Raw genomic sequence first — 26,467 nt, 5'->3', positions numbered from 1 at the left:
GACGTGCCCGAACTCACCACCCCGCGTCGAGCCACCGGCGCGGGGGTTGGGCACAATCAGAGGTGAATCGGATCCGGACGAGGCGCACCGTACCTGGCCATGCAAAGACGGTGCAGGCGCGTGAGGAGCGCGCACCGTCATGGCGTGGATCGTTCTCATCATCTCCGGCATGTTCGAAGCCGTCTGGGCGCTCGCCCTCGGCAAATCCGAAGGCTTCAGCCGACTCGCGCCGTCGCTGGTGTTCGTCGTCGCGCTCGCGATCAGCATGGGCGGACTGGCGATCGCGATGCGGACGCTGCCCGTGGGCACCTCCTACGCGGTGTGGGTGGCCATCGGCGCCGTGCTCACCGTCGGCTACTCGATGGCCACCGGCGACGAATCGATCTCACCGGTCAAGATCGCGCTGCTGCTCGGTCTGATCAGCTGCGTGGTCGGCCTCAAGCTCGCCCACTGACCTCATCCCGGGGTGCACCGTCCCAGCGCCAGGTCACCAGCCTGGGACGGCCCGGCAGGTCCGCGCGGCCGGTGGACCACAGCAGCACCGCCCACGGATCGGTGGAGGCCGGGGCTTCGGGGAACAGGCGGTCGAGCACGCGGGTGCACAGCTCGGCCGGCGGGTTCCACTCCAGGCCGAGGTCGTCGGTGACGTCGTGGGTGTGCACGAGGGTTTCCACGATGCCCATCGCCGCGAAGCCTTCGGGATCGGCGTTGCCGAACACGTGGTAGGAGCGCACCTGCGGCGATGCCGTGCGCACCATCGCCACCAGCAGCGCGGCCGTGGCCTCCAACGTCTGCAGCAGACCCGACGGCCCGGCCTCGGGGTCGGCGCACGGCGTTCCACGGCCCGCCCTCCCGGCGCGGTTGCCACACGAACGGCACGAGACCGTCCAACGCCGGTGCGGCCGGACCGAGCTGCACGGCGTAGGAGAACAGGTCGTCGCTGAGGTGCTCGACGGTTTCCCAGCGGTCCCACTCCAGCGACCCGGCCCGCGCCCGCCACGCCTCCGCGGGCACCTCCCGCAGCGCCGCCACGGCCCACCGCACGGCGAGAGCGAGGTCATCGGCGCTCACCACTGACCCGGACATGCCCGAAAACCTACCGTCACCAGGCCCGATCCCACCTCCGATTCCCCGGAGTCCGCCGCCGGGGCCCGCTCAGGCGAGCACGAAGGTCTGCAGGTCCCGGCCCACCACGACCTCCCCGTCATAGCCCTGCTGCGCCCAGTTCTTCCAGGCGTTCTCATCGATGGGGTTCTGCGCGAGGTCCGAGATGTGCGACAGGACGAGTGTGCGCGCGTTCGCCGCCTGGGCTACGTGACCGGTCTCCTGCACTTCGACGTGCGACTGGAGCATGTGGTCCAGCACGGCGGGCGGGATGTCGGCGCCCTGCACGCCGATCGCCTCGTGCACCAGGATGTCGGTGTCCTTGGCCAGCTCGATCAGGTTGGGCGTCTTGGCCGTGTCCCCGGAGAAGGTCACCGAGCCGTGCTCGGTGTCGAAGCGGAACGCGAAGGCGGGAAACACCGGCCCGTGCGGGACCAGCGTGGCGGTGACGCGAACCCGCTCGTCCCGCATCACCTCGAACGGTTGCATCGGTGGCGCGGTGTTCTGGAAGTTCGCACCGACCTCCGGCACCTCGATCTCGTGCACCTTCGGCAACGTCCGGACGTCCCGGATGTTCATGTCGCGCAGGAAGATGTTGTCGCTGTAGGAGTAGGCGGCGTGCAGGCGTTCGGTCATCTCCCGCGTGCCCGGGGTCGGCGCTTCGGGATGGACCATCGGCGCTTGGCCGCCGCCGAACTTGGGAGGCAGCCCGCCGGCCGGGCCGGGACCGTAGACGTCGATCGGTCCGGGCAGGTTGTCGCCTCTGGGGTTGGGGATGTGCCCGGCGAGCAGGAAGAAGTTGTAGTAGTCGGCGAGGTGATCGGCGTGCAGGTGGGTGAGGAAGATCGAGTTGAGGTTCCGGAACTGCAACCCCGCGCGCAGGTACTGCGTCGTGGCGGCACGTCCGCAGTCGACGACGTAGACGTGGCCGTCGACGACCAAGGCCGAAGCAATACCGGCGCGGTCGGCCACCACCGGCGGCCCGGCCTGCGTTCCCAGCAGGGCCAACCCGAGCTTGGCGTCACCGATCGCCTGATCAGGGCCCGTCGCCGCCGCGTCACGGACCTCGCCCGCCGAAGTGCACGCGGACAACCCGACCAGTGCCGCTGCGCTCCCGAGTCCACCGAGGACCGAGCGGCGGTTGAACACGCCGTGGCCTTCGCCGGAGGTGGTCAACCCGGTCGAGGAATCACACAGGGAGCACACGTCGGTTGCCCTTCGTTGAATTTTCTGCGGATTTTCGCAGCGGAATGGGCAGTGATCGTGACATGAACCACGCATCCGAGTGAAATACAGGCTGCTTATCAATTGCTGCGCGCGGTGTCTCAATGCGTCCTCGGCCAAGACCCGCGGCAGAAAAAGCCCTTCGCGCTGAGGAGCTGACTTCCTCGCAGCGGACGTTCCGCCCGTGCCTTCCCATCCGAGCTGCGTTGATTCGCCCACGGCAGCAGGGTGAGTCGGGCCGGGGCCGTGGTGCCGTGGGCGATCTCGATGATGCGCGCGCCGTCGGGGCCAAGCGGGGCGGGGGAGTCGGTGGCCAAGCGGAACGATCGTGAGTCGCCTTCGGGGCTGAATCCCGGCGGGGTCGTGATCGCGTCGACGAGTTGGATCTTCCGGTCCCGTTCTCGCCGACGAGAAACGTCACTGATGAATCCAGTTTCCACTCCGTCGCTGACGGGCGGGTGGGAGACCACCGACAGCGTGAAGAGGTAGGGGGCCGGTGCCCGGTCCCGGTTCCAGGCGGGCGTGGCGGATGAAGGCGCCGGTGGCCTGATGCGAATCCCAGCTCTGACGCATCGCCCGGCACTAGCGCGCCCGTGTGCTCCGGGAAGTCGCCTCGGCAGTTCTCGCACGGTTTCGCCCACCCGCCAACTAATTACGTTACTAACGTTAATAATCCAACGAAACGTAACCGCAACCAGGGAAAACGGACAGAAGGGTGGCGCGCATAATCGCGCTTATGTGCGGTAGAGTGGGGTTATGGAGATCGAGATGGGGCGCGGGCCGGATGCGGTGGAGAAGCGGGCGCAAACGGAACTCCTCGCGTCGGCCACGCGCACGGGGCACACGCTGGCCGCGCTGATCGCCTCCTGGCTGGGGTCGTTCTCCGAGTCCGCCGACACCCGGGGGGCCTATTCGCGGGACCTGCGCGAGTACCTCGACTGGTGCACCCGGCGCGAGCTGGACCCGCTGGGCGTGCGGCTGCCCGAGGTGCAGATGTACGGCGCGGAACTGGCCGCCACCTCCAATCCGCGCACCGGGCGCCCGCCGGCGGCCTCCACGCGCGCCCGCAAGCTCGCGGCGGTCTCCAGCTTCTACACCTACCTCGTGCGCGCCGGTGCGATCGACGCCAACCCGGCCCGGGATGCCGCCCGCCCGCGCTACGACCGCAGACACTCGCCGACCGCCAGCGTCTCGGCGGAGCAGGCCGGCGCGATGCTGGCCGGTAGCCGCGACTACCGCCACCGCACCCTCGGGTCGCAGGCGTCAGCGCTGGTGATGGCCTTGCTGATCGACCTGGGCGTGCGGGTGTCGGAGCTGTGCAACGCCGATGTGTCCGATCTCGGTCAGCGGGAGGGGATGCGGGTGCTCACGGTGCGGATGAAGGGCGGCAAGGTGCGCACCCGCCCGATCCCGCACGCCCTGCACGGGGTGCTGGACGCCTACCTGCAGCAGCGTCCCGACGCCGACACCGACGCGTTGGTGATCACCCGCGACGGAAGCCGGGTCAACCGCCACCAGATCTACCGCCTCGTGCAGGCCATGGCCGCCCAAGCCGGTGTCGCGATGCCGCAGCGCATCACCCCGCACTCGATGCGCCACACCTTCAACACCATCGCCCGCCAGCACGGGGCCGCGCTGGAAGACCGGCGTGACGCCCTTGGGCATTCCTCGGCGGCGGTCACCCAGCTCTACGACCACGTGGCGCTGTCGCTGAGCCGGGACCCGGCGCACCTGGTCTCCCGCGCCACGGCAAGCCGGGAAGAGCCCGAAAGCGGGGGAGCGGGAACACCACTCGAATGAGTCACGGTGACGAAAAGAATCTTGGTGGGCAGCGGTGATTTCCGGGCGCGGGGGTAGTCCATAGTGCATGGCTACCAACACGCAAGCATCCACGACCGTCAACAACATCGGCGTCATCATGTTCACCGTCGCCGACCAGGACGCAGCACTGGAGTTCTACACCGGCAAGCTGGGTTTCGAGGTGCGCGGTGACACCCGCTTCGGCCCCAACGACGAATACCGCTGGCTGGAGGTCGCCCCGCCCGGATCCACCGCGCGCCTGGCCCTCAACCCCCCGATGGGCGGCGGGGAACCCGGCGGCTCCGGAATCGGAGTCGAAACCCCCGATGTGCACGCCGAGTACGAGCGGCTGCGTGCCCTCGGCGGTGTCCAGATCGACTCCGAACCCGAATCCAGCCCCGGAGCTCCGCTGCTGTTCATGGTCAGCGACCCCGACGGCAACCACATCGCCATCGTCGAAGTCTGAAAAACCCGTCACACCACACCGTCCCGGAACCGGGCAAGCAGATGGGGTGGTCACCGCCGCACGGACCTGCAGACCAGCGGCGGTGGCCACCCCATCTGCGCGTGCGTGCACTTGGCGTTTTGTCGAGCTTGGAACCCGTGGCTGAAGCAGGCGCGGGTGGTGAGGGCTCGAGCTGTCGGCCAGTCCACTACCAGTGCGAAGGCTGTTAGGGCGTGGTTCGGGGTGGGGGTGCGTCGAGGACGAGTGATTGCCGGCGTTGGTGCACGGTGAGGTAGCGCAGCCCGTCGGGTCCGGCGGTGAACTGGCGGCGGGACCGGCGCGGAAGCCAGACGAGCGCGCCGGGGGTCAGCTCGAGGGTGTCGAGGTCGGTGGCCAGCTGCCCGGATCCGGCCAGGACGTGGATGAGGACGTCGAGGTCGGGGCCGGAGTGCGCGTCGATCGTGCCCTCCGGAGCCAGGGCGATGATGTTGGAGTCCAGGTCGCGGTGGTCTTCCTGGAGTTTCCAGATCGCCCCGGTCTCGCCCTCGCCCGCGGTCGCGGTGAGCTGATCGGTTCGGGCGAGGATTCGAGGCACCGCGGTGGTGTCTTCCGGGCTGGGCACAGCAGGCCTCCTGAGCGGGTGTTCGTGCGAGGTGGTGCTGTGCGCCAAGCTAACCCATCGCCGAGCCGGCGAACGTGGTGGAGGCCGTTCACCGGCGGGTCAGGACGGTGGTGGTGTTGGCGGTGACGATGGCGGCGATCGACGCCCATTGCCAGAGGTCGAGGTGCTGGCCGAGGATGAGCAGGCCGGCGGTGGCGGCCAGCACCGGGTTGAGGCTCATGAAGATCGCGAACAGCGGTGCGGGCACGCGGCGCAGCGCCAGGGCGTCGCACAGGAACGGCACCGCCGAGGACAGCACTCCCGCGGTGACGGCGAAGCCCAGGGCGCTCCAGGTGGGCGGGTGGGTGAGCAGCACGCCGATGCCGATCGGCACGAACAGCAGGCCGGAGAGCCCGCAGGCGGTGGCGGTGCCCTGCGCGCCGGGCAGGGTTCGGCCCAAGGCGTGGTTGAGCAGGATGTAGCAGGCCCAGCAGGCCGCGGCCAGCAGCGCCAGCCCCATGCCGAGGTAGTCGGCGCTGGGTTGCGGGCGCATCAGCACCGCCACCCCGGCGGCGGCCAGCAGGGCGCAGGCCAGGTCGGTGCGGCGGCGCGATCCGGCCAGGGCGACCGCCAGTGGGCCGAGGAATTCCAGGGTGACGGCCAGGCCGAGCCCGATGCGGTCGACCGCGCTGTAGAGGGCGAGGTTGATGACCGCGAACACCCCGGCCAGGGCGATCACCAGCCGCCACTGCGCGGCGGTGAACTCACGCAGGCGGGGCCGGGTGGTGGCCAGCAGCGCCACGGCGGCGATCCACTGGCGCACCGCGACGACCCCGGCGGGGGTGATGGTGTCGAAGGCCAGCGATCCGATCGCGGCACCGGTCTGGTTGGACACCGCGCTGCCCGACATCAACGCCACCCCCGCTCCGCGCGACGAAGTGGCTGGGGCGGTGGGTGCTGGGGTGTGGGTGGTGGCCATGCCGCTCACCTTCCCGGGCGGGCATCGTTGCGCCAAATGCATCCGCCACGCCGCCGATACGCTGAACGCATGGATGTGGAGTTGCGGCAGCTGCGGTGCCTGGTCGCGATCGTGGAGACCGGCACCTTCACCGACGCCGCCGGCGAACTCGGCCTGTCGCAAGCGCAGGTCTCGCGCACCCTGGCCGGGCTGGAGAACGCCCTCGGCGTGCGGTTGTTGCGGCGCACCAGCCGCCAGGTCACCCCCACCGCCGCGGGCACCCGGATCCTGGCCCGCGCTCGGCGGGTGCTGGCCGAAGCCGAAGACCTGGTGCGCGAGGCCACCACCGGCGACGCCACCGTGCGGGTGGGTCATGCCTGGTCGGCGATGGGCCGGCACACGGTGGCCTTCCAGCGGCGCTGGGCGGCGTCGTGGCCGGAGGTGCGGTTGCAGCTGGTGCGCACCAACTCGGCCACCGCGGGCCTCGGCGAAGGCGCGTGCGATGTGGCCGTGGTGCGCACGGAGCCCGACCGGCGCCGGTTCTCCGGAGTGGTGGTGGGTTTGGAGCGCCGCTATTGCGCGATGGCCACCGATGACGCGTGGGCGCGGCGCCGCTTCGTGCGGTTGGCCGACATCGCCGAGCGCACCGTGCTCATCGACCGCCGCGCCGGATCCACCACCCCGCAGCTGTGGCCGGAGGACCAGCGCCCCGGGTTCGACTACACCGCCGACGTCGACGACTGGCTGACCGCGGTCTCCAGCGGGCGCGTCGTGGGCATCACCTCCGAGGCCACCCTCACCCAGTACCGGCGCAGCGGTGTGGTGTTCCGGCCGGTGCGCGACGCCCCACCGATCCCGGTGCGGGTCATCTGGTGGCGCGACGAGCGGCACGCCCACGCGGGCAAGGTCGTCGACCTGCTCACCGAGCTCTACCGGCGGTGATCACAGGCCTCCGGCCACGCGCAGCACGGCGCCGCTGGCGTAGGTGGCCTGCTCGCTGAGCAGCCAGGCGATGGCCGGGGCGATCTCCTCGGGCTCCCCGGCGCGGCCGGCCGGGACGCGGGCCACGGCGGTCTCGACGCGCTCGGGTCTGCCGGCCCCGGCGTGGATTCCGGTGCGCACCAGCCCGGGGGCCACGGCGTTGACCCGGATCCCCTCGCCGGCCAGCTCCTTCGCCAAACCGGTGGTGAGCGCGTCGACTCCGGCTTTGGCGGCGGCGTAGTGCACGTACTCGTGCGGGGAGCCGAGGGTGGCGCCGCTGGAGGAGACGTTGACGATCGCCCCGCCCGCACCGCCGCGCCGGGTCGACATGACCTGGGCGGCGCGGCGGGAGCACAGGATCGTGCCCAGCAGGTTGACGTCGAGGACGTGCCGGATGACCTCGGTGGGGGTGTCGGCGAGATCGGCGATGTGGGCGGTCAGCCCGGCGTTGTTGACCAGCCCCGTCACCTGGCCCAGTTCGGCCGCCGCGGCGAACAAGCCGTCCACATCGGACTCGCTGGTGACATCGGCGCGCACCGCCACCGCCCGCACGCCTTCGGCGCGGGCCTGTTCGGCGACCGCCTCGGCCTGCCCGGTCGCGCTGCGGCTGCCCAGGACGAGGTCGTGGCCTGCGCGGGCCAGCACCAGCGCGGTGGCCGCGCCGATACCGCGCGAACCACCGGTGACGATCGTGATCATGCGCTGATCATGGCACGAGCAGCATCAACGCCGGTCCGTGCGTGTAGCCCACCACGAACACCATCGCCACCGCCGCGGTGAACAGCACCGCCTGCACGAGCAGACCCACTCCGCGCAGCTTCCAGCCCGCCCCGGCGGTCAGCAGCAGCGCACCGATGAGCCCCTGACCCCACCAGTACACCGGCGAGGTGCTCTCGGAGATGACCAGCAGCCCGTACCCGGCTTCGCCGATCAGCACCCCGCACGGCGCCGAAAGCCCGAGCGCCGCGCGGGTTCCCGGCCGCTGACGCAGCCATTGCGCTCCCACGCCCAGCAGCGGACCCGCGACCAGCGCCGCAGCCGACCAGAACACCATCAGCCCGGTGGAGGCGGGGTAGCCGCGCAGCAGGTCGGTGAGCACGTAGCCGGTTAGCATCGACAGCAACGCCCCGGATCCGCACGCCGCCCCGGACACCGCGGTCGGGGCGGGCAGGGCCAGCAGGAAGGCCAGCAGCGTCCACGATCCGCTGGAGTTGGCCAGCGACGACAGCCAGACGGGCAGCGTCCCCTGCGCGATGGCCGTGACACCACCCGCGATCAGCCCCCACACCACTGCCGGCACGATCGCGCGCGCGGTGCCGCGACGACGGTGCATGCCGCCGCGTCGTGCTGCGGTCTGGTCCATGCCCAGCAGTTTCCCAGCAGGAACCGGTGGTGGAAGACCGGTTCGGACCAACCCCGGGGCCGCAGGATGGCGGATTGTCGGCCCCGGCACCGGCGAGGAGGCTGGAGAGGTTTTGTCCAGCTGGGCGCGGGGAGACCGTGATGGACGGGATCGGGATCGTGGGCGCGGGTGTGGCGGGCCTGCACCTGGGGATGCTGCTGCGCCGAAAAGGCGTTCCGGTGACGCTCTACAGCGAACGCGCACCGCAGCAGCGGGGCTCGGGCCGGTTGCCCAACGCCGTGGCCCACCACCACGTCACCCTCAGCCGCGAACGAGCCCTGGGCGTGGAGCACTGGGACGCGGGCGAGTTCGGCTACGGCGTGCACCACCACTACCTCGGCGGCCCGTCACCGTCGCGGTTCATCGGCAGGTTCAGCGCTCCCTCCCGCGGGGTGGACCAGCGGATGGTGCTGCCGCGGCTGGTGCACGACTTCTGCGACGCAGGAGGCACTGTCGAACACCGCCGCATCACCCCCGCCGAGGTCGAGGAGCTGGCGCGGCGCCACGACCTGGTCGTGGTCGCCACCGGGCGCGGCGGGCTGTCGGAGCTGTTCCCGCGGCGCGCTGATCTCAGCCCGTTCGACCGGCCGCAACGCCGGTTGTGCGTCGGGCTCTACGACGGCATCGCCCCGGCCGAACCCCGCGGCGTGACGCTGAGCATCGCCCCGGGGCACGGGGAACTGCCCGCCAGTGGGACATCCTCGCCACACCCGAGCGCACCCGCGCCTACCTGGCCGGCCACGGCCTGGGCTGACCTGGTGGTCAGCGCCAGTGGTCCGGGCGTTGCAGTCCGGCGGGCAGGCGGGTGGTGTCGTCGCCGCGCGCGGCCGAGACCTGCGGCTGGGTGAGGAACAGGGCTCCGGTGAGGTCCGCACCCCGCAGGTCGGTGTCGCGCAGGTCCGCGCCCAGCACGTCGGCCAGGCGCAGGTCGGCGTGACGGGCGTCGGCGGCGATGAGCAGCGCGCCCCGCAGGTTGGCCGCCCGCAGGTCCGCACCGCGCAGCGAGCGGCCCATGAGATCGGCGCCGCGGTGCTCCGGGCCGGGATTCTCGCCGCGCGCCAGGCGGCTTGCCTGGCCGAGCAGATCACCGGTCCGGGCGCGCTGGGCGTTGAGGTCGACGGCGGTGAGATCCTCGGCACCGAGCTCGGTCAGAGCGGTGACCTCCTCGAGCCGTTCCCGCAACGCCTGGTGCAAGGGCGCGGTGTCGGCCCGCTCGAGGGCGTCGGTGAGGTACCAGAGCAGTTCGTGCAGGCCGCGCATGACCGGGAACGCGGCGAACATCGGCCCGGCGATGCCGGGTTCTTCACGCCACGACGCGCCGCCGAAGGTGTGCTGGGTCAGGTGCTGGCCGGCGCCGAAGCAGTCGAAGACCGTGCAGCCGGAGAAACCGCTCTCGCGCAACCGGGTGTGGATCCCGCAGGAGTGGTCGGCCAGCAGGTTGGCGCACGGTGTTCCGGCGGGCTTGTCCACCGCGAACTCCGCCGAGGCCGGGAAGGGCAGCGCCACGCAGCACAACCCGACGCACCGGCCGCACTCCGCCCGCAGTTCCCGCTGTTGCACCATGAGCTGGATTGTCCTCTCACCAGCGGTGATCGCCTCCGGCGGGGGCGTTGGTACCGTCACTGATCGTGAGCGAGCAGCCGGAGCAGACACGCGAGACCGCTGAGGGCATCTGCCGTTTCCCGGGGTGTGAGCGGGCGGTGGAACGCCCCAGCGGTCCGGGACGTCCACCGGAGTACTGCGACCTGCCCGAACACACCCGCTGGCGGGCGTGGAAGCAACGTCAGCGCCTGCAGGCCGTGGCCGAGCAGACCCCCGCCGCGGCACCGGAGGGCTCCAGTGAGTTCGACGGGTCCCGGCTGCGGGCCGAGGAGCTGCTGCGCCAGTACCGGCTGCTGTCCGAGCAGCTCGGCCGCAACCTGCGCGCCGGTCTGGACGAGCTGGCGACGCTGACCGATCCGTCGGCGGCCGAGGCCCAGATCCAGGCCGCCCAGGCCGAGGCCGCGCACCGCATCGCCCAGGCCGAGCAGGCGCTGGCCACCGCGCAGCAGCAGCGCCGCGACGCCGAGCAGGCCCGCCAGGCCGCCGAAGAGGCGGCCGAGGACGCCATCGCCCAGGCCGAATCCGCCACCGCCGAGGCCGAAACGGCGCGAGCCGAACGCGACCAGGCCACCACGGAGGCCGAACGGGCCCGCGAGCAGGCCGCCGCCGACGTCGAAGCGGCGCGCAACGAGGCCGAGGTCGCCACCGCCGCGGCCCGCCGCGAAGCCGACGACCTCGTCGCGAAGGCCCGCCAGGACGCCGACAAGCAGATCGCGCAGGCGCACGAGGAACTCGACAAGGCTCGTGAGCAGGCCGCCGCGCAGGTGCAGGCCGCCCAGCAGCAGGCGCGCCGGGACGTCGCCGAGGCCGACTCCCGCCGGTCCGAGGCCGCCGAGCGGGCCGCTCGCGCGGAGTCGGCGGCCGAGACGGCCCGGGACCAGGTGGCCGAGCTGCGCCAGGCCGCCGAAGCCTCGCGCGCCGAGATCGAGCGCCAGCGCACCGAGCTGACGGCGCTTCGCCAGCAGCAGGCCGCCGAGCTCGAGCGCGTGCGCGAGGAGGCCGCTGAGCGGTTGCAGACCGAGCGGGGCACGCACGCGCAGCGGCTGGAAGCGCTGCAGGACGCGCGGGACCAGGCGCGGGCGCGGGCCGAACGCGCCGAAACCCAGCTCGACACCGCCACCGAGGAACTCCGCGCGCTGCGCACCGAACCCCAACGGGGCGAGCGCGGCTGAGGCGCTTATCCGCCCGGGCGGGTCAGCCGCCAGACGACTTCGACGCCGGATTTCGCGGGTGCGTGGGCGAAACGGGCCGGGTGGTGGGGGTCGACGCAGGTGAAGCCGAGGCGTTCGGGGACACCGCGGCTGGCGGTGTTGGCCGCGTCGTGCCAGATCTCCACGCGGTCGATCCCCGGGAGCGCGAAGGCCTGCTCGGTCAACGCGCGCGCGGCGGTGGTGACCAGTCCGCGGCCGGTGTGGGCGGGGTGCAGCCAGTAGCCGATCTCCAGGCCGCCCTCACCGATGCGGCGCTCCAGCGAGATCGTGCCCGCGACCGTGTCGCCGGTGGTGATCAGGTAGGTGTAGCCGCGTCCGGTGTGCCAGCGGGTGGTGGCCTCGTCGATGAACGCCTCGGCCGCGGCGGCGGGGTAGTCGCCGGCGGCCCAGGGCATCCACGGGCGCAGGTGCTCCAGGGATTCGGTGACCGCCAGGTGCAGGGCGCCGGCATCGGCGGCGGTCGGTCGGCGCAGCCGCGCACCGGGCAGGTCGAGGACTTCGGCGGGGCGGGGCATGCCCGCTGATCCTGCTGGTTGCTCACCGCGGTGGGCAACCGGATTTCCCGGGCGGAAACGACGCTGGGGGCGTGGTCCCGGCGAACGGGATCACGCCCCCAGCTGCTACCGCTGTGCGGTTCGGGCTCAGATGAGGCCGAGCTTGCTCACGGTGTCGCGCTCCTCGGTGAGCTCGGCGACCGAGGCGTCGATGCGCTCGCGGGAGAACTCGTCGATCTCCAGGCCCTGGACGATCTCGAACTTGCCGTCGCGGGCGGTGACCGGGAACGACGAGATCAGGCCCTCCGGGACGCCGTAGGAGCCGTCGGAGACGACACCGGCGGAGGTCCAGTCACCCGCGGGGGTGCCGTTGACCCAGGTGTGGACGTGGTCGATGGCGGCGTTGGCGGCCGAGGCGGCCGAGGAGGCGCCGCGGGCGTCGATGATGGCCGCACCGCGCTTGGCCACGGTCGGGATGAACTCGTCGGCCAGCCAGGACTGCTCGACCTGCTCGGCGGCGATCTTGCCGCCGACCTCGGCGTGGAAGAGGTCGGGGTACTGGGTGGCGGAGTGGTTGCCCCAGATCGTCAGCTTGCGGATGTCGGTGACCGACACGCCCAGCTTCTGCGCGAGCTGGGTCTGGGCGCGGTTGTGGTCCAGGCGGGTCATGGCGGTGAAGCGCTCGGCCGGCACGTCCGGGGCGTGGGCCTGGGCGATCAGCGCGTTGGTGTTGGCCGGGTTGCCGACCACCAGCACGCGCACGTCGTCGGCGGCGCCGGCGTTGATGGCCTCGCCCTGGGGCTTGAAGATGCCGCCGTTGGCCTCGAGCAGGTCACCGCGCTCCATGCCCTTGGCGCGGGGGCGGGCACCGACCAGCAGCGCGACGTTGGTGCCGTCGAAGGCGGTGCGCGCGTCGTCGGTGATGTCGATGCTCTCCAGCAGCGGGAAGGCGCAGTCGTCGAGCTCCATCGCGGTGCCCTCGGCAGCCTTGACCGCCTGCGGGATCTCCAGCAGCCGAAGCTTGATCGGGGTCTCGGCGTCGATGAGCTGGCCGGAGGCGATCCGGAACAGCAACGCGTAGCCGATCTGACCGGCCGCACCGGTGACGGTCACGGTGACGGGAGCTTTGGTCATGAGGTCTCGTTCTCCTGCTCGACGGGTGGTGTTTGCTCTGCCGGGGATGCTATCCCCAGCGCGGCGGGGCTGTGGGAGACCGGTCAGGGATCACAGCGCGGGCGTTGCGGGACCGATTCAGCACGCGAGATCCGCACCACACGTGGGGTGGCCGCGGCCGTGGGATGGGCCGTTTTCCACCCGCGCCGTGGTGCCCGGCGGCGCCGGAACGTGCGGTGACGCGGGGTGCAGATCGTGGTGTCGGTCAACGCGGTGATCGTGCTCGGCGCTGGCGGGGCTATCGCTGCGGGTGTTGGGGGAGCGTTCCCGCGCACCCCTCTAGGTCATGCGTTTGCCGCCGCCGGCGTAGAGGGTTTGCCCGGTCAGCCAGCGGGCTTGGTGGGAGGCCAGGAACACCGCGATGTCGGCGATGTCGTCGGGGTGCCCGACCCGGCCCAGCGGGCTGAACTCGGCGAAGCGGGTGCTCATGTCGCGGCTGATCCAGCCGGTCTGCACCGGGCCGGGGGCGATGATGTTGACGGTGATGCCGGCGGGCCCGAATTCCGCTGCGGCCGAGCGCGACAGCGATTCGAGGGCGTTCTTGGTGGCCCAGTAGGAGATCTCGCCGGGTGCGCCGTCGGCGGCGTCGGTGGAGAGGGTGATGATGCGCCCCCAGTCGGCGCGTCGCTGCTGGTGGCGGCGGTGGTGTTCGGCCATGAGCAGGGCGGGGGCGCGGGTGTTGACGGCGTGGTGGGCGTCGAGGCTCGCGGCGGTGACGGTGCTCGCGCCGCGGGCGCGGGTGAAGGTGTCGGGGTCGTTGTGGGCGGCGTTGTTGACCAGGATCTCCACCGGGCCCAGCTGGGTTTCGGCCTGGTCGTAGATGAGGGCCGGTGCGGCGGGGTCGGCCAGGTCGGCGGTGATGGCGTGGGCGGTGTGGCCGTCGGCGCGCAGCGCGGGGGTGAGGTGGTCGCTGCTGCCCGGCGGGTTGACCAGCAGCAGCCGGACCTGCTGGCGGGCCAGCGCTCGGGCGATGGCCGCACCGATGCCCAGGGCGTTGTCGGTGCCGGTGATGACGGCGACGCGGTCGCGCAGTCGCGGGTCGATCATGAGCTGATCATGGCCTGCCCCGCCACACCCACCGGCGTCGGGGTGGTTCTAGGCTGTGTCGGCATGGCGGACGGTGAGGACGGGGTCGATCGGATCCAGGCGGCCTGGCAGCGGGAACGGCCCGGCATGCCGGTGGCCTCGATCGGGGTGATCACGCGCATCTGGCGCATCGCCAAGCTCCTCGACGACGAGCGCCGCCGCACCGATGCGCGCGCCGGGATGGACGCGGCCACCCGCGATCTGCTGTCCACGCTGCGCCGCGCGGGCCCGCCCTACCGGCTGGCGGCCGGTGAGATCGCCCGCCAGTCGCTGGTCAGCGCGGGGGCGATCTCGCAGCGTGTGGCGCGGGCCGAGCAGCGCGGTCTGGTGCGCCGCGGCCGGGGTGGTGATGACGGGCGCAGCGTGCTGGTGGAGCTGACCGACACCGGTCACCGGCTCATCGAGGACCACGTCGACGATCTGCTGCACCACGAGGAGACGTTGCTGGATTCGCTGGATGCCGCCCAGCGCGAGCAGCTGACCGAGCTGTTGCGGGTGTTGCTGGGTGATCTCACCGAGCGCTTCGGGGCCGAGGACCGTCCTTAGTGGCCTTTGTGGGCGCCTCCGTTGACGTGCAGGGTTTGGCCGGTGAGGTGTCCGGCGCCGGGTGAGGCGAGGAAGGCGGCCAGGGCGGCGATGTCGTCGGGGCGGCCGGCGCGGCCGGTGTCGGTGTGGTCGATGAGGGTGCGGCGGCGGGTGCCGGTGAGGTGTCCGCGGAAGAACTCGGTGTCGTCGACCAGCGCGGGGGCGATGACGTTGGCGGTGATGCCGCGCGGGCCGAGTTCGGTGGCCAGCGCGCGGGTGTGGGCTTCGAGGGCGGCTTTGGCGGCGCCGTAGGAGCCCGCGCCTTGGGCGGCGGCGATCGAGCCGAGGGTGATCACGCGTGCGCCGTCGGCCAGCCGGGGCGTCAGGGCGGTGGTGACGAGCACGGCGGTGAGCACGTTGGCGCGCAGGTTGGCCTGCCAGGATTCGGCGACCGCGGTGAGTCCGCCGTCGGTGGCGGGGCGGTCGAAGTCGGTGTTGCCGCCGGCGTTGTTGACCAGCACGTCGATCGAGCCCGGTAGATGGGCGGTGGCGGCGGTGACCTGGTCGGGGTCGGCGGCGTCGAAGGGCAGTGCTGTGGCGCCGAGGCGGTGGGCGGCCTCGGTCAGCGGGCCGGGGCGGCGGCCGGTGATGGTCACCGAGTCTCCGGCGCGGGTGAAGCTCTCGGCGATGGCGTAGCCGATTCCGGTGGCGCCTCCGGTGATGACGATGTTCCGCACCACGACAACTCCTTAAGCGCTAAAGTAGTTGGTTCACGGTAGCGCCACCCCAACACCACCGGCAACGGGTTTTCACCCGCATGCCGCCGAAAAACCGCTTGCCCGGCGCGAATACGGCGTGTAGAGGTCAGTGAATGCTGCACGAGAGCGGTACCGGCGAGGTCGTGGAGCTGACCTGCCAGACCACGACGTTGCGCTACGCACCGCTGGCCGGGGCCCCGCGCATGGCCCGGCTCATCGCTGCCGAAGGCCCGGACGTGCTGGAACTGCTGCACCAGCGGCTGCCCGGCTGGAACGTGGTCACCGACCTCACCCACGGGCACCGGCTGCTGCGCGCGGGAGCCCGGCTGCGCCGCCACGCCCACACCATGCACCGCGACCTGCGCTGCGACCCGCCCCCGCAGGACTGGGCCGGTCTCCGGCCACCACCCCCGCTGCGGGTCACCGCCTGCGAACGCCCCGCCGAGGCGCTGCTGCCGGCCTGGCGGGAGGCCTACCCGCCGGGCCATCCCGATCACGTCACCGCCGACGACCGCACGTTGCGCACCGAGCTGCTCCAGCCGCTGCTGTCGGGCCGGGTGCTGGGCCCGCTGCTGGAGGCCAGCGCCCTGGTCGCCGACGGCGCGGGCACCGTCGTGGCCGGCCTGATCGCCAACGACCGCGCCGGAACCGCCTGGATCAGCGACGTCTTCCGCCGCCGCGCACCGGCCTACACCGGGCTGGGCGGGCTGCTTTTGCGCCGCGCGCTGTCGGGGGTGGCGGGCGAGTTCGCGCGGGTGGGGCTGGCGGTGACGGTCGGCAACCCGGCGCAGCGGCTCTACCGGAAGCTGGGCTTCGAGATCACCGAGACCACCATGACCTTCGCCGTGCCGTGAGGGTGACCGGCTATAGTGGTGGTGTGACCGGCAGTGCTCATCTCGTCTGGTGGCGCTCCAGCTAGGAGCGGCCACCCACTGCGGTACACCCAGATCACCCGAGGGCCGTTCGACCGACGGCCCTTTTTTCGTGCGCGTGTGGCGCTCGTGCGGGTTTCGGCGGACGACGGCGCCGGGCCGACACGAGAGGACCACCCTGATGACCACGACCGTCGAGATCTCCCCCGCGGCGCGGCGCAGCGCCGAGCTCGAAGCCGAGATCACCGCCGATGCCTCCCGTTTCCGGATCCTCACCGGTGACCGGCCGACCGGGCCGCTGCACCTGGGCCACTACTTCGGCACCTTGCACAACCGGGTGCGGTTGCAGCGGCGGGGTGTGCGGCTGGGGCTGGTGATCGCCGACTACCAGGTGCTCACCGATCGCGACGTCGCCGACGATCTCGACGCGCAGGTGCTGGGGCTGATCGCCGACTACCTCGCGGCCGGCATCGACCCGGACGAGGCGATGATCTTCACCCACAGCTCGGTGGCCGCGCTCAACCAGCTGCTGCTGCCGTTCCTGAGCCTGGTGACGGTGCCGGAGCTGCAGCGCAACCCGACGGTCAAGGACGAGATCGCCCACTCGCGGCAGGCGGGCGTGTCCGGGCTGATGTTCACCTACCCGGCGCACCAGGCGGCCGACATCCTGTTCGGCAAGGCCAACCTGGTTCCGGTGGGCTCCGATCAGCTGCCGCACCTGGAGCTCACGCGCACCATCGCCCGCCGGTTCAACGACCGCTACGGGCGGGTGTTCCCGGAGCCGGAGGCGTTGCTGAGCTCGGCGCCGCTGCTGCTGGGCACCGACGGGGTGAAGATGAGCAAGAGCCGCGGCAACGCGATCATGCTGGGTGCTACGGCTTCGGAGACCGCGCGGTTGATCCGGGGCGCCAAGACCGATGCGCAGCGCCACATCACCTACGAGCCGCAGGCACGTCCGGAGGTGGCGAGCCTGGTGCTGCTGGGGGCGTTGTGCAGCGGGCAGGATCCCGTCGCGCTGGCCGAGGGCGTGGGTTCGGGTGGTGCGGCGGCGTTGAAGTCGGTGGTGACCGAGGCGGTGAACTCCCACTTCGCGCCGTTGCGGGCCGCCCGCGCCGAGCTGGCCGCCGATCCGGGGTACCTGCGCGGGGTGCTGGCGCGGGGCAACGCCCGCGCCCAGGAGCGCGCGGAGGCGACGCTGGCCGAGGTGCGGGCGGCGATGGGCACGGTCTACGGGGTGTCCAGGTAGGACAGTGCGAGCTCGGACAGGTGCAGTCCCGCGCCGGTGGTGTCGATGAGGCCGAGTTCGCGCAGTCGCCAGATGTCGGTCTTGGTGCGCGAGACGGGGCGTTGTTGTTCGGCGGCGAGGTCGGCGGGGGCCAGTCCGGGGCGTCGGCGCAGGGTGTCGAGGACGTGGCGGGTCCAGGGTCCGCGGGGTGTGGCCAGGTCGAGGCGGGCGAGCTGGGCTTGCAGGTCGCGCCGGCGGTGTTCGTCGAGCCCGCCGGGCTGCGGACGAGCCGGGGTGGTGGGGCCGAGGTGGGTCAGCTGCAGCCGGTAGGTGCTGCCCCGGTGCCGGGACAGGGAGGCGCGCAGGCCCGCGGCGGTGGTGAAGCCGGCGCGGGCGGCGTCGGCGTCGGTGAGCGCCTCGGGGTCGACCTGGGTGAGGGCGGTGATCTCGATGAGGCCGCTGCGGGTGGGGACGCGGGCGCCGGGGCGGGCCTGCGGGCTGGGCCAGCGGAAGTAGGTCTCGGTGATCTGCCCGGCGGCCACGCCGCGCGCGATCCGGTCGCTCAACACCCTTCCCACGCTAATCCCCGCCGGGGCCGGCCCCGGCGGGGACGCGTGTTGATCACGAAACGAGTTCATCAACTACCGCAGGTGCGCCGGGTGGGGCGACAATCGGTGCATGCTGCAGGTTTGCCTGAACGGCGCCCGGTCCCCGCGTGAGCACTTCCACCTACCGGTGCGGCCGGAGGAGCTGGCCAAGGCCGCCGCCGATGCCGTGGCCGCCGGTGCCACCGACGTGCACCTGCACCCCAAGTCCGCCGATGGCACCGACAGCCTCGATCCGCACGCGGTGGCCGCGGCGTTGCGCGCGGTGCGGGCCGCGGCGCCGGGGGTGCCGGTGGGTGTGACGACGGGGGCGTGGACGGCGCCGGACACCGCGTCGCGGGTGCGGGCGATCAAGGCGTGGACGTTGCTGCCCGATCACGCCTCGGTCAACTGGCACGAGCCCGGCGCCGACGAGGTGGCCGGTGCGCTGCTGGAACGTGGGGTGGGGGTGGAGGCCGGGATCTTCTCGGGCACCGATGCCGATCACCACTTCCGGTTCTCGCCGCACCGCGGCCGGGTGCTGCGGGTGCTGGCCGAGGTCACCGACCGCAGCGCCGGGGGCGCGGCGACCACCGCGGAGGCGTTGCTGGCGCGGCTGCACCCGGCGTCGGCGCCGATCCTGCTGCACGGTGAGGCGGCCGGGGCGTGGCCGGTGCTGCGGCTGGCGGCGCGCCGTGGTTTCGCCGCGCGCATCGGCCTGGAGGACACGCTGGTGCTGCCGGATGGGCAGATCGCCACCGACAACGCCGAGCTGGTGGCCGCCGCACGGGCGGTCGTCGAGGCCGAGTCGCGCTGACCTCGACAGCATATTCCCGCCGGGCTATATTCGCGGTGTGGTCACTGCGTTCGAGGTGCTGGCCGAGCCGCGCCGCCGCGACATCCTCGACCTGCTGCGCGACGGGGAACGCGCGGTCGGCGAGCTGGTGGAGCAGCTGCCGCTGAGCCAGCCCACGGTGTCCAAGCACCTCAAGGTGCTGCGCGAGGCCGGGCTGGTGGAGGTCCGCCAGGACGCCCAGCGCCGCTGGTACCGGCTGCGCCCGGAGCCGCTGGCCGAGATCGACTCCTGGCTGCGTCCGTACCGGCGGATGTGGTCCCAGCGCCTCGACGCCCTGCAACGGCACCTCGAGACCATGGATGAGGACCCGGCATGAGACCCGAGCTGACGACGATCAACGGCCATCCGGTGCTGCGGCTGCAGCGCGTCCTGGACCACCTGCCGGCCAGGGTGTGGAAGCCGGTGACCGACCCGGGCGAGCTCTCGGCGTGGTTCCCGGCGCGCGTGGAGTTCACCGGCACCACCCCGGGCACGCCGATGCGCTTCGCCTTCGACGGCGCCGAGGCGCCCGAGACCGGCGAGGTCCTGGAGGCCGACGAGCCGAAGGTGTTCGCCTTCCGCTGGAACAACGACGTCATCCGCTGCGAACTGCTGCCGCACGAGCGGGGCTGCCTGCTGGTGTTCACCCACACCCTGGCCGGACCCGACGGCGACCGCCCTTCGGCGGCCCGCCACGGCGCCGGCTGGCTGATCTGCCTGGACGCCCTGCAGGCCGGACTCGACGGCACCACCAGCGACTTCGACATGCAGGTCTGGTTCGCCCGCGCCGAGGAGCTCATCGAGCTGTTCGGCCTCGCCGAAGGGCAGGCACTGACCACCGAGGCGGGCTGGACGATCCGCTTCGAACGCGACCTGGTGCAGTCCCCGCAGCAGGTGTGGGACCTGCTCACCGGCGGCGAGCCGCCCGAACCCGGCGGTGAGCCGCCGCTGCCGGCCACCCACGGCTACGGGCGGGCCACCACCGTCACCGAAGCCGAGGCGCCGAGAGCGCTGGCCTACGGGTGGGCCGCCGGTGGCGAGGTGCGCTTCGACCTGCGCGAGCAGTACCCGATCGGCACGCGCCTGGTGCTCACCCACACCCTCACCACACCTGAGGACCGCGCGATCCTGCTGGCCGCGTGGCAAACCCACCTGGAGCTGGTGTTCGCCGCCCTGCACGGTGACGTCCGGTGCCCGTGGCCCGCCGAGCGCACCGAGGCGCTGCGCGCCCACTACGCCTCCACTCTCGCCTGAACGGGTCGGCCCGTCCGTGCCCCGGTGATCGGCCACATAGGATGGTCGTCGTCCGACATCGCGCCGCAGCGCCATCAGGGGAGCGAAGCATGATCTTCATTACCGCCAAGTTCCGGGTCAAGCCGGAGCACGCCGACCAGTGGCCGCAGATCTCCGCGGGGTTCACCAACGCCACCCGCAACGAGCCGGGCTGCCTGTGGTTCGACTGGTCGCGCAGCCTCGAAGACCCCAACGAGTACGTGCTCGTGGAGGCCTTCCGCGACGGTGAAGCCGGCGCCGCGCACGTGCAGAGCGAGCACTTCAAGCACGCCCAGCAGACGCTGCCGCAGCACCTGGCCGAGACCCCACGGGTCATCAACACCTCCCTGGACCAGGACGACTGGTCCCTGCTCGGGGAGATGGCCGTGGACTGATCCGGCCACGAACCAGGCCCCGGGAAGCCCCGGGGCCTGCTCTTCGACTTGAAATGCAACCAAACGGCTGCCTATATTGGGTGGTGCCGCACCACCAACAGGGGAGAGGGATGGACGAAGTCTTCCGCGCCCTGGCCGACCCGAGCCGACGCCAACTGCTCGACAGCCTCCAACGCACCAACGGCCAAACGCTGCGCGAACTCTGCGGCGAACTCGACATGACCCGCCAATCGGTCAGCAAGCACCTCACGATCCTCGAAGACGCCGCACTGATCACCACCAGCCGCCGCGGCCGGGAAAAGCTCCACCACCTCAACACCGCACCCATCGCCGCGATCACCGACCGCTGGATCAGCCGCTACCACCAACACCACACCCACGCCCTGCACGCGCTCAAGCACACCCTGGAGAACCCCGTGCCCGACACCGACTTCGTCTACCAAACCCACATCGCCACCACCCCCGAGAAGCTCTGGCACGCGCTCACCAGCCCCGAATTCACCCGCCAGTACTGGGGAGTGAGCCTGCGCAGCGACTGGAAACCCGGATCGCAGATCACCTGGGAGGACAACGCCGCCACCATCAGCGACCCCGACCAGGTCGTCCTGGAAGCCGACCCGCCCCGCCGCCTGGCCTACACCTGGCACACCTTCACCCCCGACTGGGCCACCGGCGCCGGCATCGACGAAGACCTGCGCGCCCGCCTGGCCGCCGAACCCCGCAGCAGGGTCGTCTTCGACATCGAACCCGCCACCGCCGGCACCGTGCAGCTCACCGTCACCCACACCGGCTTCACCACCGACTCCACCCTGCGCACGATGATCAGCCAAGGCTGGCCCGCACTGCTGTCCAGCCTCAAAACCCTCCTGGAAACCGGCCACCCCCTCCCGCAGAGCTGACCGCTCACACCACCGCGCTCAACCACAACGACCCGCAAGCCAACCCGAGGAACACCACCGCGGGCCCGATCGTGCTCACCGTCCCGGCCCGCACGTGCACCACCACAGCCCCCACGAAGAACCCCACCAGCCCACCCGCCGCCAGCACCCCGACGACCGGAACACCCAGCAACCCCGCCACCAGGCCCACCGCCCCCGCGGCCTTGAGCACCCCGAGCACCGGCAGCCACCCCACCGGCACCCCGTTGGCCTCGGCATTGCCCACCACGTACCGGTGCCCGGAGAAATCCACCACCGCGCTCAACGCGGCGGCCAAGGCGGTCACCACCACCACGACCACGTACGCCACACCCATCAGCCCGCTCCTTCCCACGTTTCGCCTCCCTCCCATGACGCGCGGGAGAACACGAACGTGACCGCACCGACCGGAGCAACGCCCACCACAACCGAACCGCGACCCGCCGACCTCAACCCCCTGAACGACCGGTGAACCCCGCGCGAACCACCGTCAATCAGCCGATCAGACTATTGCCCTGCTTCCAGCGGCCGGACCAAGGTGATCACCGCACATCGCCGACCAGCTCAATGGGGGAGACCACCATGCCGCTGAACTCCTACGGCGTGCTCACCGCACGCGTCATCGACGTCCGCCGCGAAACCGGCGACACCCCGCACTACCAAATCCACCTCGTCGACAACGAAGACCGCCACTACCGCGCCGCGGTCAACGTCGAATCCAGCCAGCAGCCCTCAGACCTGCTCTACTTCGCCGCCGACAACTTCCAGCACCCGCTCACCGCCGCACTCCCACCCGCAGGCTCGGGCTGGAACAAGCTCGCCTCCCAACCCGGCGGCGCCGCACTCGACTACCTACGCGCCAACGTCGTCACCCGCGAGCAGATGCGACCCGTCCCACCCGACGCCGAAGGCCCCAACAACGACCTCGCCGATTTCCTCGACCACTACATCCGCCGCGCCCAGCAAGACCCCACCGCCACCGCCTACCTCTACGGCGAACCCTGGGGACCCGAAGACACCCCCGACAAGATCTTCGGCTTCCAACCCGGCAACGGCGTCCACAACATCCACATGAACCAGGGCAACAGCGAGCAGTTCCAAGAGGACGACGGCGTCTGGCAGGACGGCGGACTCCTCCTGCACTTCGCAGGCGAGAACCGCTGGGTCGCGGTCTTCCTCGCCTTCCAGACCCAGGCCTGGCACACCGACGACGAAACCGGCCACGCCCTGCCCGCCCCCGAAGACACCGAAGCCGCCTCGATCCGCGTCGTGGCCGCCATGGTCAACCCCGTCGGAGGCGGCAGGGAGAACGAAACCATCACCCTGCTCAACACCGCCGACCACACCATCTCCCTGGCCGGCTGGACCCTCGCCGACGCCCAGAAGAACACCATGCCGCTGCCGGTGTCCGACATCGCCGCAGGCCAAACCCTGCAGATCCCGGCCACCGACGGCTTCCAGCTCGGCAACGACGGCGGCCAGATCACCGTCCTGGACCCCCACGGCCTCAAGGTCCACGGCGTCACCTACACCGCCGAACACGCCTCCACCGAAGGCCGCACCGTCCAGTTCTGAGCACCAGCAGGTGGCCGGTCACGCACCCACCCGACCGGCCACCTGCAACGCCCGCGACAAATCCGCCACCTGCTCATCGGCCAGCACCACGGTCACCTTCCGGCCACTGACCAACGTGAACGTCAACGCACCCGCATCGACCTCCACGCACCCGGCCACCCGCTCCCGCACCAACGAATCCGCCGAACTCTCCACAGCCCCCTCGAACAACGGCAGGTTCGCGGCCATCTCCACCACGCACCACGCCGCCGACCACAACGCCTCGCGATCCCGGAAATCCGCCCGGCTGCAGGTCAACTCCCGACCCAACCCGGCCGAACCCACCCGCGCCTTCACCCGACCCACACCCGCAACGGTCTCCCAGATCACCAACACCGTCACGTTGTTGGCCAACCGCTTGCGATAGGTCTCCCGCCCCTGCGAACGGGCCAACTCCCAACCATCCACCATCTCGGGCCACGCGTCGTCCACCACGCCCACTCCTCCCACGAACCGGTGCACTCACCGATCCGACGCACCACACCCCAACCCCGTTCCACTCACCTCGAACGACAACCCGCACCCCAGTAGAACGGCCACACCGTCTCAGCCACCCGCACCGACCACCCCAACCCCGCCAACTCCCGCTCCAACACCTCCGGCCAATGAGCCACCTTCACCAACCGATGCCCACCACCGCCATCCACCCGGCGAATCGTCGACGACCCCGCGCCCTCCACCAACTCCTCCGGAGCGCGCAACGCATCATCGACGAACAACACCCGCCCACCCGGCGCCACACACCCGGCCACCATCGCCCAGAACTCCGCGAACCGCTCCCGCGGCACGTGCGACAACCAGAACCCGAAGAACACCACGTCGAAAACCCCATCCGGACGCCACCCGAACACGTCAGCCCGCACCCACCGCACCCGCTCACCCACCCGCGCAGCGGCCCTGGCCAGCATCTCCGGAGACGCATCCACCGCCGTCACCTCATCGGCATGCCGCGCCAACAGCGGAGTCCACACACCCGGCCCGCACGCCAGCTCCAACACCCGCCCGGCCGGCGCGAACTCCTCGACGACCTCACCGAGCGCCGACACACCCGGCATCGCCCCGTAATCCCCGTACTCACCGGCCACCGCCCGGTAATAGGCGACCTGCTCGGCCAACAACGCATCCAACCCGTCGTCTCCCACCACACCAGGAGACTAGAACCGACACCGGCACGGCGAGCTCAACTCGACCCGATCGCCTCCACGACATAGGCCGGACGCCACCAGTAGTCGGCCACACGCCGCACCCGGATGCCACCGAAGCCCGCCTCACCCAGCAACTCCCGCCACCGCACGATCGACACCTCGTGATTGGCCGGTGGGGAAGTGGCGGAGAACTTGCCCAGCACCACCGGAAGCACGAAACCCACACCCACCAGATCCCGATCCGCCCCGTACTCCCGCAACCCCCGCTCCACCCGAGCCACGCAATCGAAGAACCACACCGGATCCCACACGTCGACGACCTCCGGCACGTCGAACTCCACCAACACCAACCGCGACGCATGCCCGCACATCCAGCTCAACACCTCGCGCTTGTCGGCCTCGCACAGCGACTGCAACGCGAAACTCGACTGCACCACATCCCACCGGCCTGCATGCGCGGCGACGAAATCCTGAGCCGTGACCTGCCACGACTCGTGAACCACCCCCAGCCGCTCCAGGCCCGCGACCGTCTCCGCCAACAACGCCGCACTCGGCTCCACCACACCCACCCGACACCGCTGCGCACCCAGCGCGGGCAGCAACGTCAACCCATCACCCGCACCCACGTCCAGCACCGATCCCGGACGCTCCCGCCGGTAGACCTCCCGCAACGCACCCGAGACCGCCTCGTACAACCCCACGTTCCCGCCACCCCGGATGAACGCCCGAAACGCAGCAGGCGACTCGTACACACCCCCACCCGCATCCCCGGAGGTGAACTCCACCAACAACCGCGCCAACTCACCACCCCGCTCACCCCGCCGAGCCCGCACCGCAGCCCGATGAGCGGTCACCACATCACCCACGCTCCACGCCCACACCGCCAAGTACAGCGCCGACTCCACATCCGCGGCCACCACCTCAGCCGGAGCAGCACCCGACACCCGCGCCCCGATCACCCGCTCAACAGACACAGCCAACCCCCTCGCAGCCGACCATCACCGCACAGGCATCGTCCCACCGCCGGACGCAATCAGGAGTTTTCAGCGCCGCCAGTCGAAAGATGCGGGATGCGACCGGGGTTCACCCCGAGGTAGCCGCGATCACCGCGCACGACACTCGCGGTATGCGACGAACACTGCTCACCACAGCCGCCCTCAGCATGGGTCTGGCGATGCTCACCTCCACCGCGACCGCGACCGCCGCACCACCCCAACTCGCGCTCCCCGAACCCAGCGGGCCGCTGCCGATCGCCCACACCCGCCTGCACCTGGTCGACCACGACCGCGCCGACCCGTGGGTCCCGCAGCAACGACGCGAACTCATGGCCACCCTCTGGTACCCCACAGCGCACCCGTCCGGTCAGGCCGCCCAGTACCTCACCCCGGCCGAATCCCGCGAGATCCTCCACCACTTCGAAGACGTCCCCGACGTACCCGACGACACCCTCAGCACGACCCGCACCCACGCCCGCACCGGCCCACCGACGTCGACCACACTGCCGCTCGTCGTGCTCTCACCCGGCTTCTCCCACCCCCGCGCCGCACTGACCGGCCTGGCCGAAGACCTCGCCAGCCGCGGCTACGCCGTCGCGGCCATCGGCCACAACCACGAATCCCGCGCCACCGAATTCCCCGACGGCCGCCTCACGACCTGCATCGCCTGCGAAGCCAACGACCCCGAGAAGGTGGTGCGCACCCGAGCCGACGACGTCGGGTTCTTCCTCGACGAACTCCCGCGCACAACACCGCTGCGCCCGAACCGGATCGCCATGGTCGGCCACTCCATCGGCGGAGCCAGCGCCGCGCAAGTCCTGCACACCGACCCGCGCGTGAGCGCCGGGATCAACCTCGACGGCACCTTCTTCCCGGCACTCGACCAGGATCTCGACCGACCCTTCATGATCGTCGGAACACCGAAGCACCGGCCCCACGGCACCGACGAATCCTGGGACACCAGCTGGCCGCACCTCACCGACTGGCGGCGCTGGCTCACCGTCTCCGGCACGAGCCACTCCTCGTTCACCGACTTCTCGATCCTCTCCGAGCAGTTCGGCATCGGACTTCCCGAGGAACCGCTCGACGGCCACCGAACAGCCGAGATCACCCGCGACTACGTCGCGGCCTTCCTCGACCAGCACCTGCGCGCCACACCGCAACCCCTCCTGGAAGGCCCCACCAACACCTACCCAGAAGTGACCTTCCACCACCACTGACCCCCGCACAAGAACGGATCGGATTTCAG

32 protein-coding genes and 1 riboswitch are annotated in these 26,467 nt (G+C 71.2%); of the genes, 16 read left to right on the top strand and 16 right to left on the bottom strand.

What is annotated here, in order from left to right:
- Positions 1–52: 52 nt before the first annotated feature.
- Positions 53–117: riboswitch (guanidine-III (ykkC-III) riboswitch) on the top strand.
- 22 nt (positions 118–139) lie between these two features.
- Positions 140–454: a DMT family transporter gene (locus KBO27_RS09270; RefSeq protein ID WP_132686370.1), complete on the top strand. Its 315-nt coding sequence runs from the start codon at positions 140–142 to the stop codon at positions 452–454.
- Here KBO27_RS09270 and KBO27_RS33530 read toward each other — a convergent pair.
- Both KBO27_RS33530 and KBO27_RS09260 read right to left on the bottom strand, forming a co-directional pair.
- Positions 438–788 (bottom strand): hypothetical protein, encoded by a 351-nt coding sequence (locus tag KBO27_RS33530; RefSeq protein ID WP_246536616.1) that lies wholly within the window; start codon positions 786–788, stop codon positions 438–440. The genes KBO27_RS09270 and KBO27_RS33530 overlap by 17 nt on opposite strands.
- A gap of 367 nt (positions 789–1,155) precedes the next feature.
- A complete protein-coding gene (locus KBO27_RS09260) occupies positions 1,156–2,280 on the bottom strand; it encodes an MBL fold metallo-hydrolase (RefSeq protein WP_210969550.1) in 1,125 nt (374 codons plus the stop codon).
- 804 nt (positions 2,281–3,084) lie between these two features.
- Between KBO27_RS09260 and KBO27_RS09255 the strand changes: the two genes are divergently transcribed.
- Both KBO27_RS09255 and KBO27_RS09250 read left to right on the top strand, forming a co-directional pair.
- Positions 3,085–4,128, top strand: a complete 1,044-nt coding sequence (locus tag KBO27_RS09255) for a tyrosine-type recombinase/integrase (protein WP_210969549.1) — start codon at positions 3,085–3,087, stop codon at positions 4,126–4,128.
- 67 nt (positions 4,129–4,195) lie between these two features.
- Positions 4,196–4,594 (top strand): VOC family protein, encoded by a 399-nt coding sequence (locus tag KBO27_RS09250; protein ID WP_132678830.1) that lies wholly within the window; start codon positions 4,196–4,198, stop codon positions 4,592–4,594.
- A 205-nt stretch (positions 4,595–4,799) separates the two neighbouring features.
- On the opposite strand, the gene KBO27_RS09245 is transcribed toward KBO27_RS09250, so the two are convergent.
- Both KBO27_RS09245 and KBO27_RS09240 read right to left on the bottom strand, forming a co-directional pair.
- Entirely contained in the window at positions 4,800–5,195 is a 396-nt protein-coding gene (locus KBO27_RS09245; RefSeq protein ID WP_210969548.1) for a cupin domain-containing protein, read from the bottom strand.
- A gap of 88 nt (positions 5,196–5,283) precedes the next feature.
- Entirely contained in the window at positions 5,284–6,153 is an 870-nt protein-coding gene (locus KBO27_RS09240; RefSeq protein ID WP_210969547.1) for an EamA family transporter, read from the bottom strand.
- Between the two features lie 69 nt (positions 6,154–6,222).
- Here KBO27_RS09240 and KBO27_RS09235 point away from each other — a divergent pair, with 69 nt between their 5' ends.
- The gene (locus tag KBO27_RS09235; RefSeq protein WP_210969546.1) at positions 6,223–7,074 is read left to right on the top strand and encodes a LysR family transcriptional regulator; all 852 of its coding nucleotides are present in this window, start codon (positions 6,223–6,225) and stop codon (positions 7,072–7,074) included.
- Here KBO27_RS09235 and KBO27_RS09230 read toward each other — a convergent pair whose 3' ends face one another.
- Complete coding sequence (locus KBO27_RS09230; protein WP_210969545.1) at positions 7,075–7,812, bottom strand: SDR family oxidoreductase; 738 nt, start codon at positions 7,810–7,812, stop codon at positions 7,075–7,077.
- 7 nt (positions 7,813–7,819) lie between these two features.
- Positions 7,820–8,476: a DUF6518 family protein gene (locus KBO27_RS09225; protein WP_210969544.1), complete on the bottom strand. Its 657-nt coding sequence runs from the start codon at positions 8,474–8,476 to the stop codon at positions 7,820–7,822.
- Between the two features lie 140 nt (positions 8,477–8,616).
- On the opposite strand from KBO27_RS09225, the gene KBO27_RS09220 reads away from it, so the two are divergent.
- Positions 8,617–9,363: a styrene monooxygenase/indole monooxygenase family protein gene (locus KBO27_RS09220; protein ID WP_210969543.1), complete on the top strand. Its 747-nt coding sequence runs from the start codon at positions 8,617–8,619 to the stop codon at positions 9,361–9,363.
- Here the strand turns inward: KBO27_RS09220 and KBO27_RS09215 are convergent.
- On the bottom strand, positions 9,278–10,078 hold the full coding sequence (locus KBO27_RS09215; protein ID WP_210969542.1) for a pentapeptide repeat-containing protein: 801 nt from the start codon (positions 10,076–10,078) through the stop codon (positions 9,278–9,280). The two genes, KBO27_RS09220 and KBO27_RS09215, sit on opposite strands and share 86 nt — an antisense overlap.
- A 65-nt stretch (positions 10,079–10,143) precedes the next feature.
- Between KBO27_RS09215 and KBO27_RS09210 the strand changes: the two genes are divergently transcribed.
- A complete protein-coding gene (locus KBO27_RS09210; protein WP_246536614.1) occupies positions 10,144–11,289 on the top strand; it encodes a coiled-coil domain-containing protein in 1,146 nt (381 codons plus the stop codon).
- A 5-nt stretch (positions 11,290–11,294) separates the two neighbouring features.
- Here the strand turns inward: KBO27_RS09210 and KBO27_RS09205 are convergent, their stop codons facing one another.
- The 3 genes from KBO27_RS09205 to KBO27_RS09195 form a co-directional block, all read right to left on the bottom strand.
- Positions 11,295–11,843: a GNAT family N-acetyltransferase gene (locus KBO27_RS09205; RefSeq protein WP_210969541.1), complete on the bottom strand. Its 549-nt coding sequence runs from the start codon at positions 11,841–11,843 to the stop codon at positions 11,295–11,297.
- A gap of 126 nt (positions 11,844–11,969) precedes the next feature.
- Positions 11,970–12,956: a malate dehydrogenase gene (locus tag KBO27_RS09200; protein WP_210969540.1), complete on the bottom strand. Its 987-nt coding sequence runs from the start codon at positions 12,954–12,956 to the stop codon at positions 11,970–11,972.
- A gap of 318 nt (positions 12,957–13,274) precedes the next feature.
- A complete protein-coding gene (locus KBO27_RS09195) occupies positions 13,275–14,042 on the bottom strand; it encodes an SDR family oxidoreductase (protein ID WP_210969539.1) in 768 nt (255 codons plus the stop codon).
- Between the two features lie 63 nt (positions 14,043–14,105).
- On the opposite strand from KBO27_RS09195, the gene KBO27_RS09190 reads away from it, so the two are divergent.
- The gene (locus KBO27_RS09190) at positions 14,106–14,627 is read left to right on the top strand and encodes a MarR family winged helix-turn-helix transcriptional regulator (protein ID WP_132678850.1); all 522 of its coding nucleotides are present in this window, start codon (positions 14,106–14,108) and stop codon (positions 14,625–14,627) included.
- On the opposite strand, the gene KBO27_RS09185 is transcribed toward KBO27_RS09190, so the two are convergent.
- Positions 14,624–15,346 carry an SDR family NAD(P)-dependent oxidoreductase gene (locus KBO27_RS09185; protein WP_210969538.1) on the bottom strand — a complete coding sequence of 241 codons (723 nt, stop codon included), beginning with the start codon at positions 15,344–15,346 and terminating at the stop codon, positions 14,624–14,626. The two genes, KBO27_RS09190 and KBO27_RS09185, sit on opposite strands and share 4 nt — an antisense overlap.
- Positions 15,347–15,477: 131 nt before the next feature.
- On the opposite strand from KBO27_RS09185, the gene KBO27_RS09180 reads away from it, so the two are divergent.
- Positions 15,478–16,218 carry a GNAT family N-acetyltransferase gene (locus tag KBO27_RS09180; RefSeq protein WP_210969537.1) on the top strand — a complete coding sequence of 247 codons (741 nt, stop codon included), beginning with the start codon at positions 15,478–15,480 and terminating at the stop codon, positions 16,216–16,218.
- Between the two features lie 199 nt (positions 16,219–16,417).
- Positions 16,418–17,482: a tryptophan--tRNA ligase gene (gene trpS / locus KBO27_RS09175; RefSeq protein WP_210969536.1), complete on the top strand. Its 1,065-nt coding sequence runs from the start codon at positions 16,418–16,420 to the stop codon at positions 17,480–17,482.
- Here the strand turns inward: trpS and KBO27_RS09170 are convergent.
- On the bottom strand, positions 17,464–18,030 hold the full coding sequence (locus KBO27_RS09170; RefSeq protein ID WP_210969535.1) for an ASCH domain-containing protein: 567 nt from the start codon (positions 18,028–18,030) through the stop codon (positions 17,464–17,466). The two genes, trpS and KBO27_RS09170, sit on opposite strands and share 19 nt — an antisense overlap.
- A gap of 109 nt (positions 18,031–18,139) precedes the next feature.
- Between KBO27_RS09170 and KBO27_RS09165 the strand changes: the two genes are divergently transcribed.
- From KBO27_RS09165 to KBO27_RS09145, 5 genes are all read left to right on the top strand, one after another.
- The gene (locus KBO27_RS09165) at positions 18,140–18,862 is read left to right on the top strand and encodes a 3-keto-5-aminohexanoate cleavage protein (RefSeq protein WP_210969534.1); all 723 of its coding nucleotides are present in this window, start codon (positions 18,140–18,142) and stop codon (positions 18,860–18,862) included.
- 37 nt (positions 18,863–18,899) lie between these two features.
- A complete protein-coding gene (locus KBO27_RS09160) occupies positions 18,900–19,217 on the top strand; it encodes an ArsR/SmtB family transcription factor (RefSeq protein ID WP_210969533.1) in 318 nt (105 codons plus the stop codon).
- On the top strand, positions 19,214–20,134 hold the full coding sequence (locus tag KBO27_RS09155; protein ID WP_210969532.1) for an SRPBCC domain-containing protein: 921 nt from the start codon (positions 19,214–19,216) through the stop codon (positions 20,132–20,134). The genes KBO27_RS09160 and KBO27_RS09155 overlap by 4 nt, the downstream gene beginning before the upstream one ends.
- Positions 20,135–20,223: 89 nt before the next feature.
- The gene (locus tag KBO27_RS09150) at positions 20,224–20,547 is read left to right on the top strand and encodes a putative quinol monooxygenase (RefSeq protein ID WP_132686828.1); all 324 of its coding nucleotides are present in this window, start codon (positions 20,224–20,226) and stop codon (positions 20,545–20,547) included.
- A 110-nt stretch (positions 20,548–20,657) separates the two neighbouring features.
- Positions 20,658–21,446 carry an ArsR/SmtB family transcription factor gene (locus tag KBO27_RS09145; protein WP_210969531.1) on the top strand — a complete coding sequence of 263 codons (789 nt, stop codon included), beginning with the start codon at positions 20,658–20,660 and terminating at the stop codon, positions 21,444–21,446.
- A 4-nt stretch (positions 21,447–21,450) separates the two neighbouring features.
- Here KBO27_RS09145 and KBO27_RS09140 read toward each other — a convergent pair whose 3' ends face one another.
- The gene (locus tag KBO27_RS09140) at positions 21,451–21,801 is read right to left on the bottom strand and encodes a DoxX family protein (RefSeq protein WP_210969530.1); all 351 of its coding nucleotides are present in this window, start codon (positions 21,799–21,801) and stop codon (positions 21,451–21,453) included.
- 245 nt (positions 21,802–22,046) lie between these two features.
- Here KBO27_RS09140 and KBO27_RS09135 point away from each other — a divergent pair, with 245 nt between their 5' ends.
- Entirely contained in the window at positions 22,047–23,039 is a 993-nt protein-coding gene (locus KBO27_RS09135) for a DUF2278 family protein (RefSeq protein ID WP_210969529.1), read from the top strand.
- An 18-nt stretch (positions 23,040–23,057) separates the two neighbouring features.
- Here the strand turns inward: KBO27_RS09135 and KBO27_RS09130 are convergent, their stop codons facing one another.
- The 3 genes from KBO27_RS09130 to KBO27_RS09120 form a co-directional block, all read right to left on the bottom strand.
- Positions 23,058–23,513, bottom strand: a complete 456-nt coding sequence (locus tag KBO27_RS09130) for a hypothetical protein (protein WP_210969528.1) — start codon at positions 23,511–23,513, stop codon at positions 23,058–23,060.
- A 65-nt stretch (positions 23,514–23,578) separates the two neighbouring features.
- Positions 23,579–24,223, bottom strand: coding sequence for a class I SAM-dependent methyltransferase (locus KBO27_RS09125; RefSeq protein WP_307870307.1), 645 nt, complete (start codon positions 24,221–24,223; stop codon positions 23,579–23,581).
- A gap of 35 nt (positions 24,224–24,258) precedes the next feature.
- Positions 24,259–24,918, bottom strand: coding sequence for a methyltransferase domain-containing protein (locus KBO27_RS09120; protein ID WP_210969527.1), 660 nt, complete (start codon positions 24,916–24,918; stop codon positions 24,259–24,261).
- 431 nt (positions 24,919–25,349) lie between these two features.
- On the opposite strand from KBO27_RS09120, the gene KBO27_RS09115 reads away from it, so the two are divergent.
- The gene (locus tag KBO27_RS09115) at positions 25,350–26,438 is read left to right on the top strand and encodes an alpha/beta hydrolase family protein (RefSeq protein WP_210969526.1); all 1,089 of its coding nucleotides are present in this window, start codon (positions 25,350–25,352) and stop codon (positions 26,436–26,438) included.
- The last annotated feature ends 29 nt before the right edge of the window (positions 26,439–26,467 follow it).

The organism is Saccharopolyspora endophytica, assembly GCF_018070075.1.
In the GTDB taxonomy this organism is placed as follows: Bacteria; Actinomycetota; Actinomycetes; order Mycobacteriales; family Pseudonocardiaceae; genus Saccharopolyspora; species Saccharopolyspora endophytica.
Note: the sequence above shows the minus strand (reverse complement) of the source record. Positions and strands in the feature narration are given on the sequence as shown.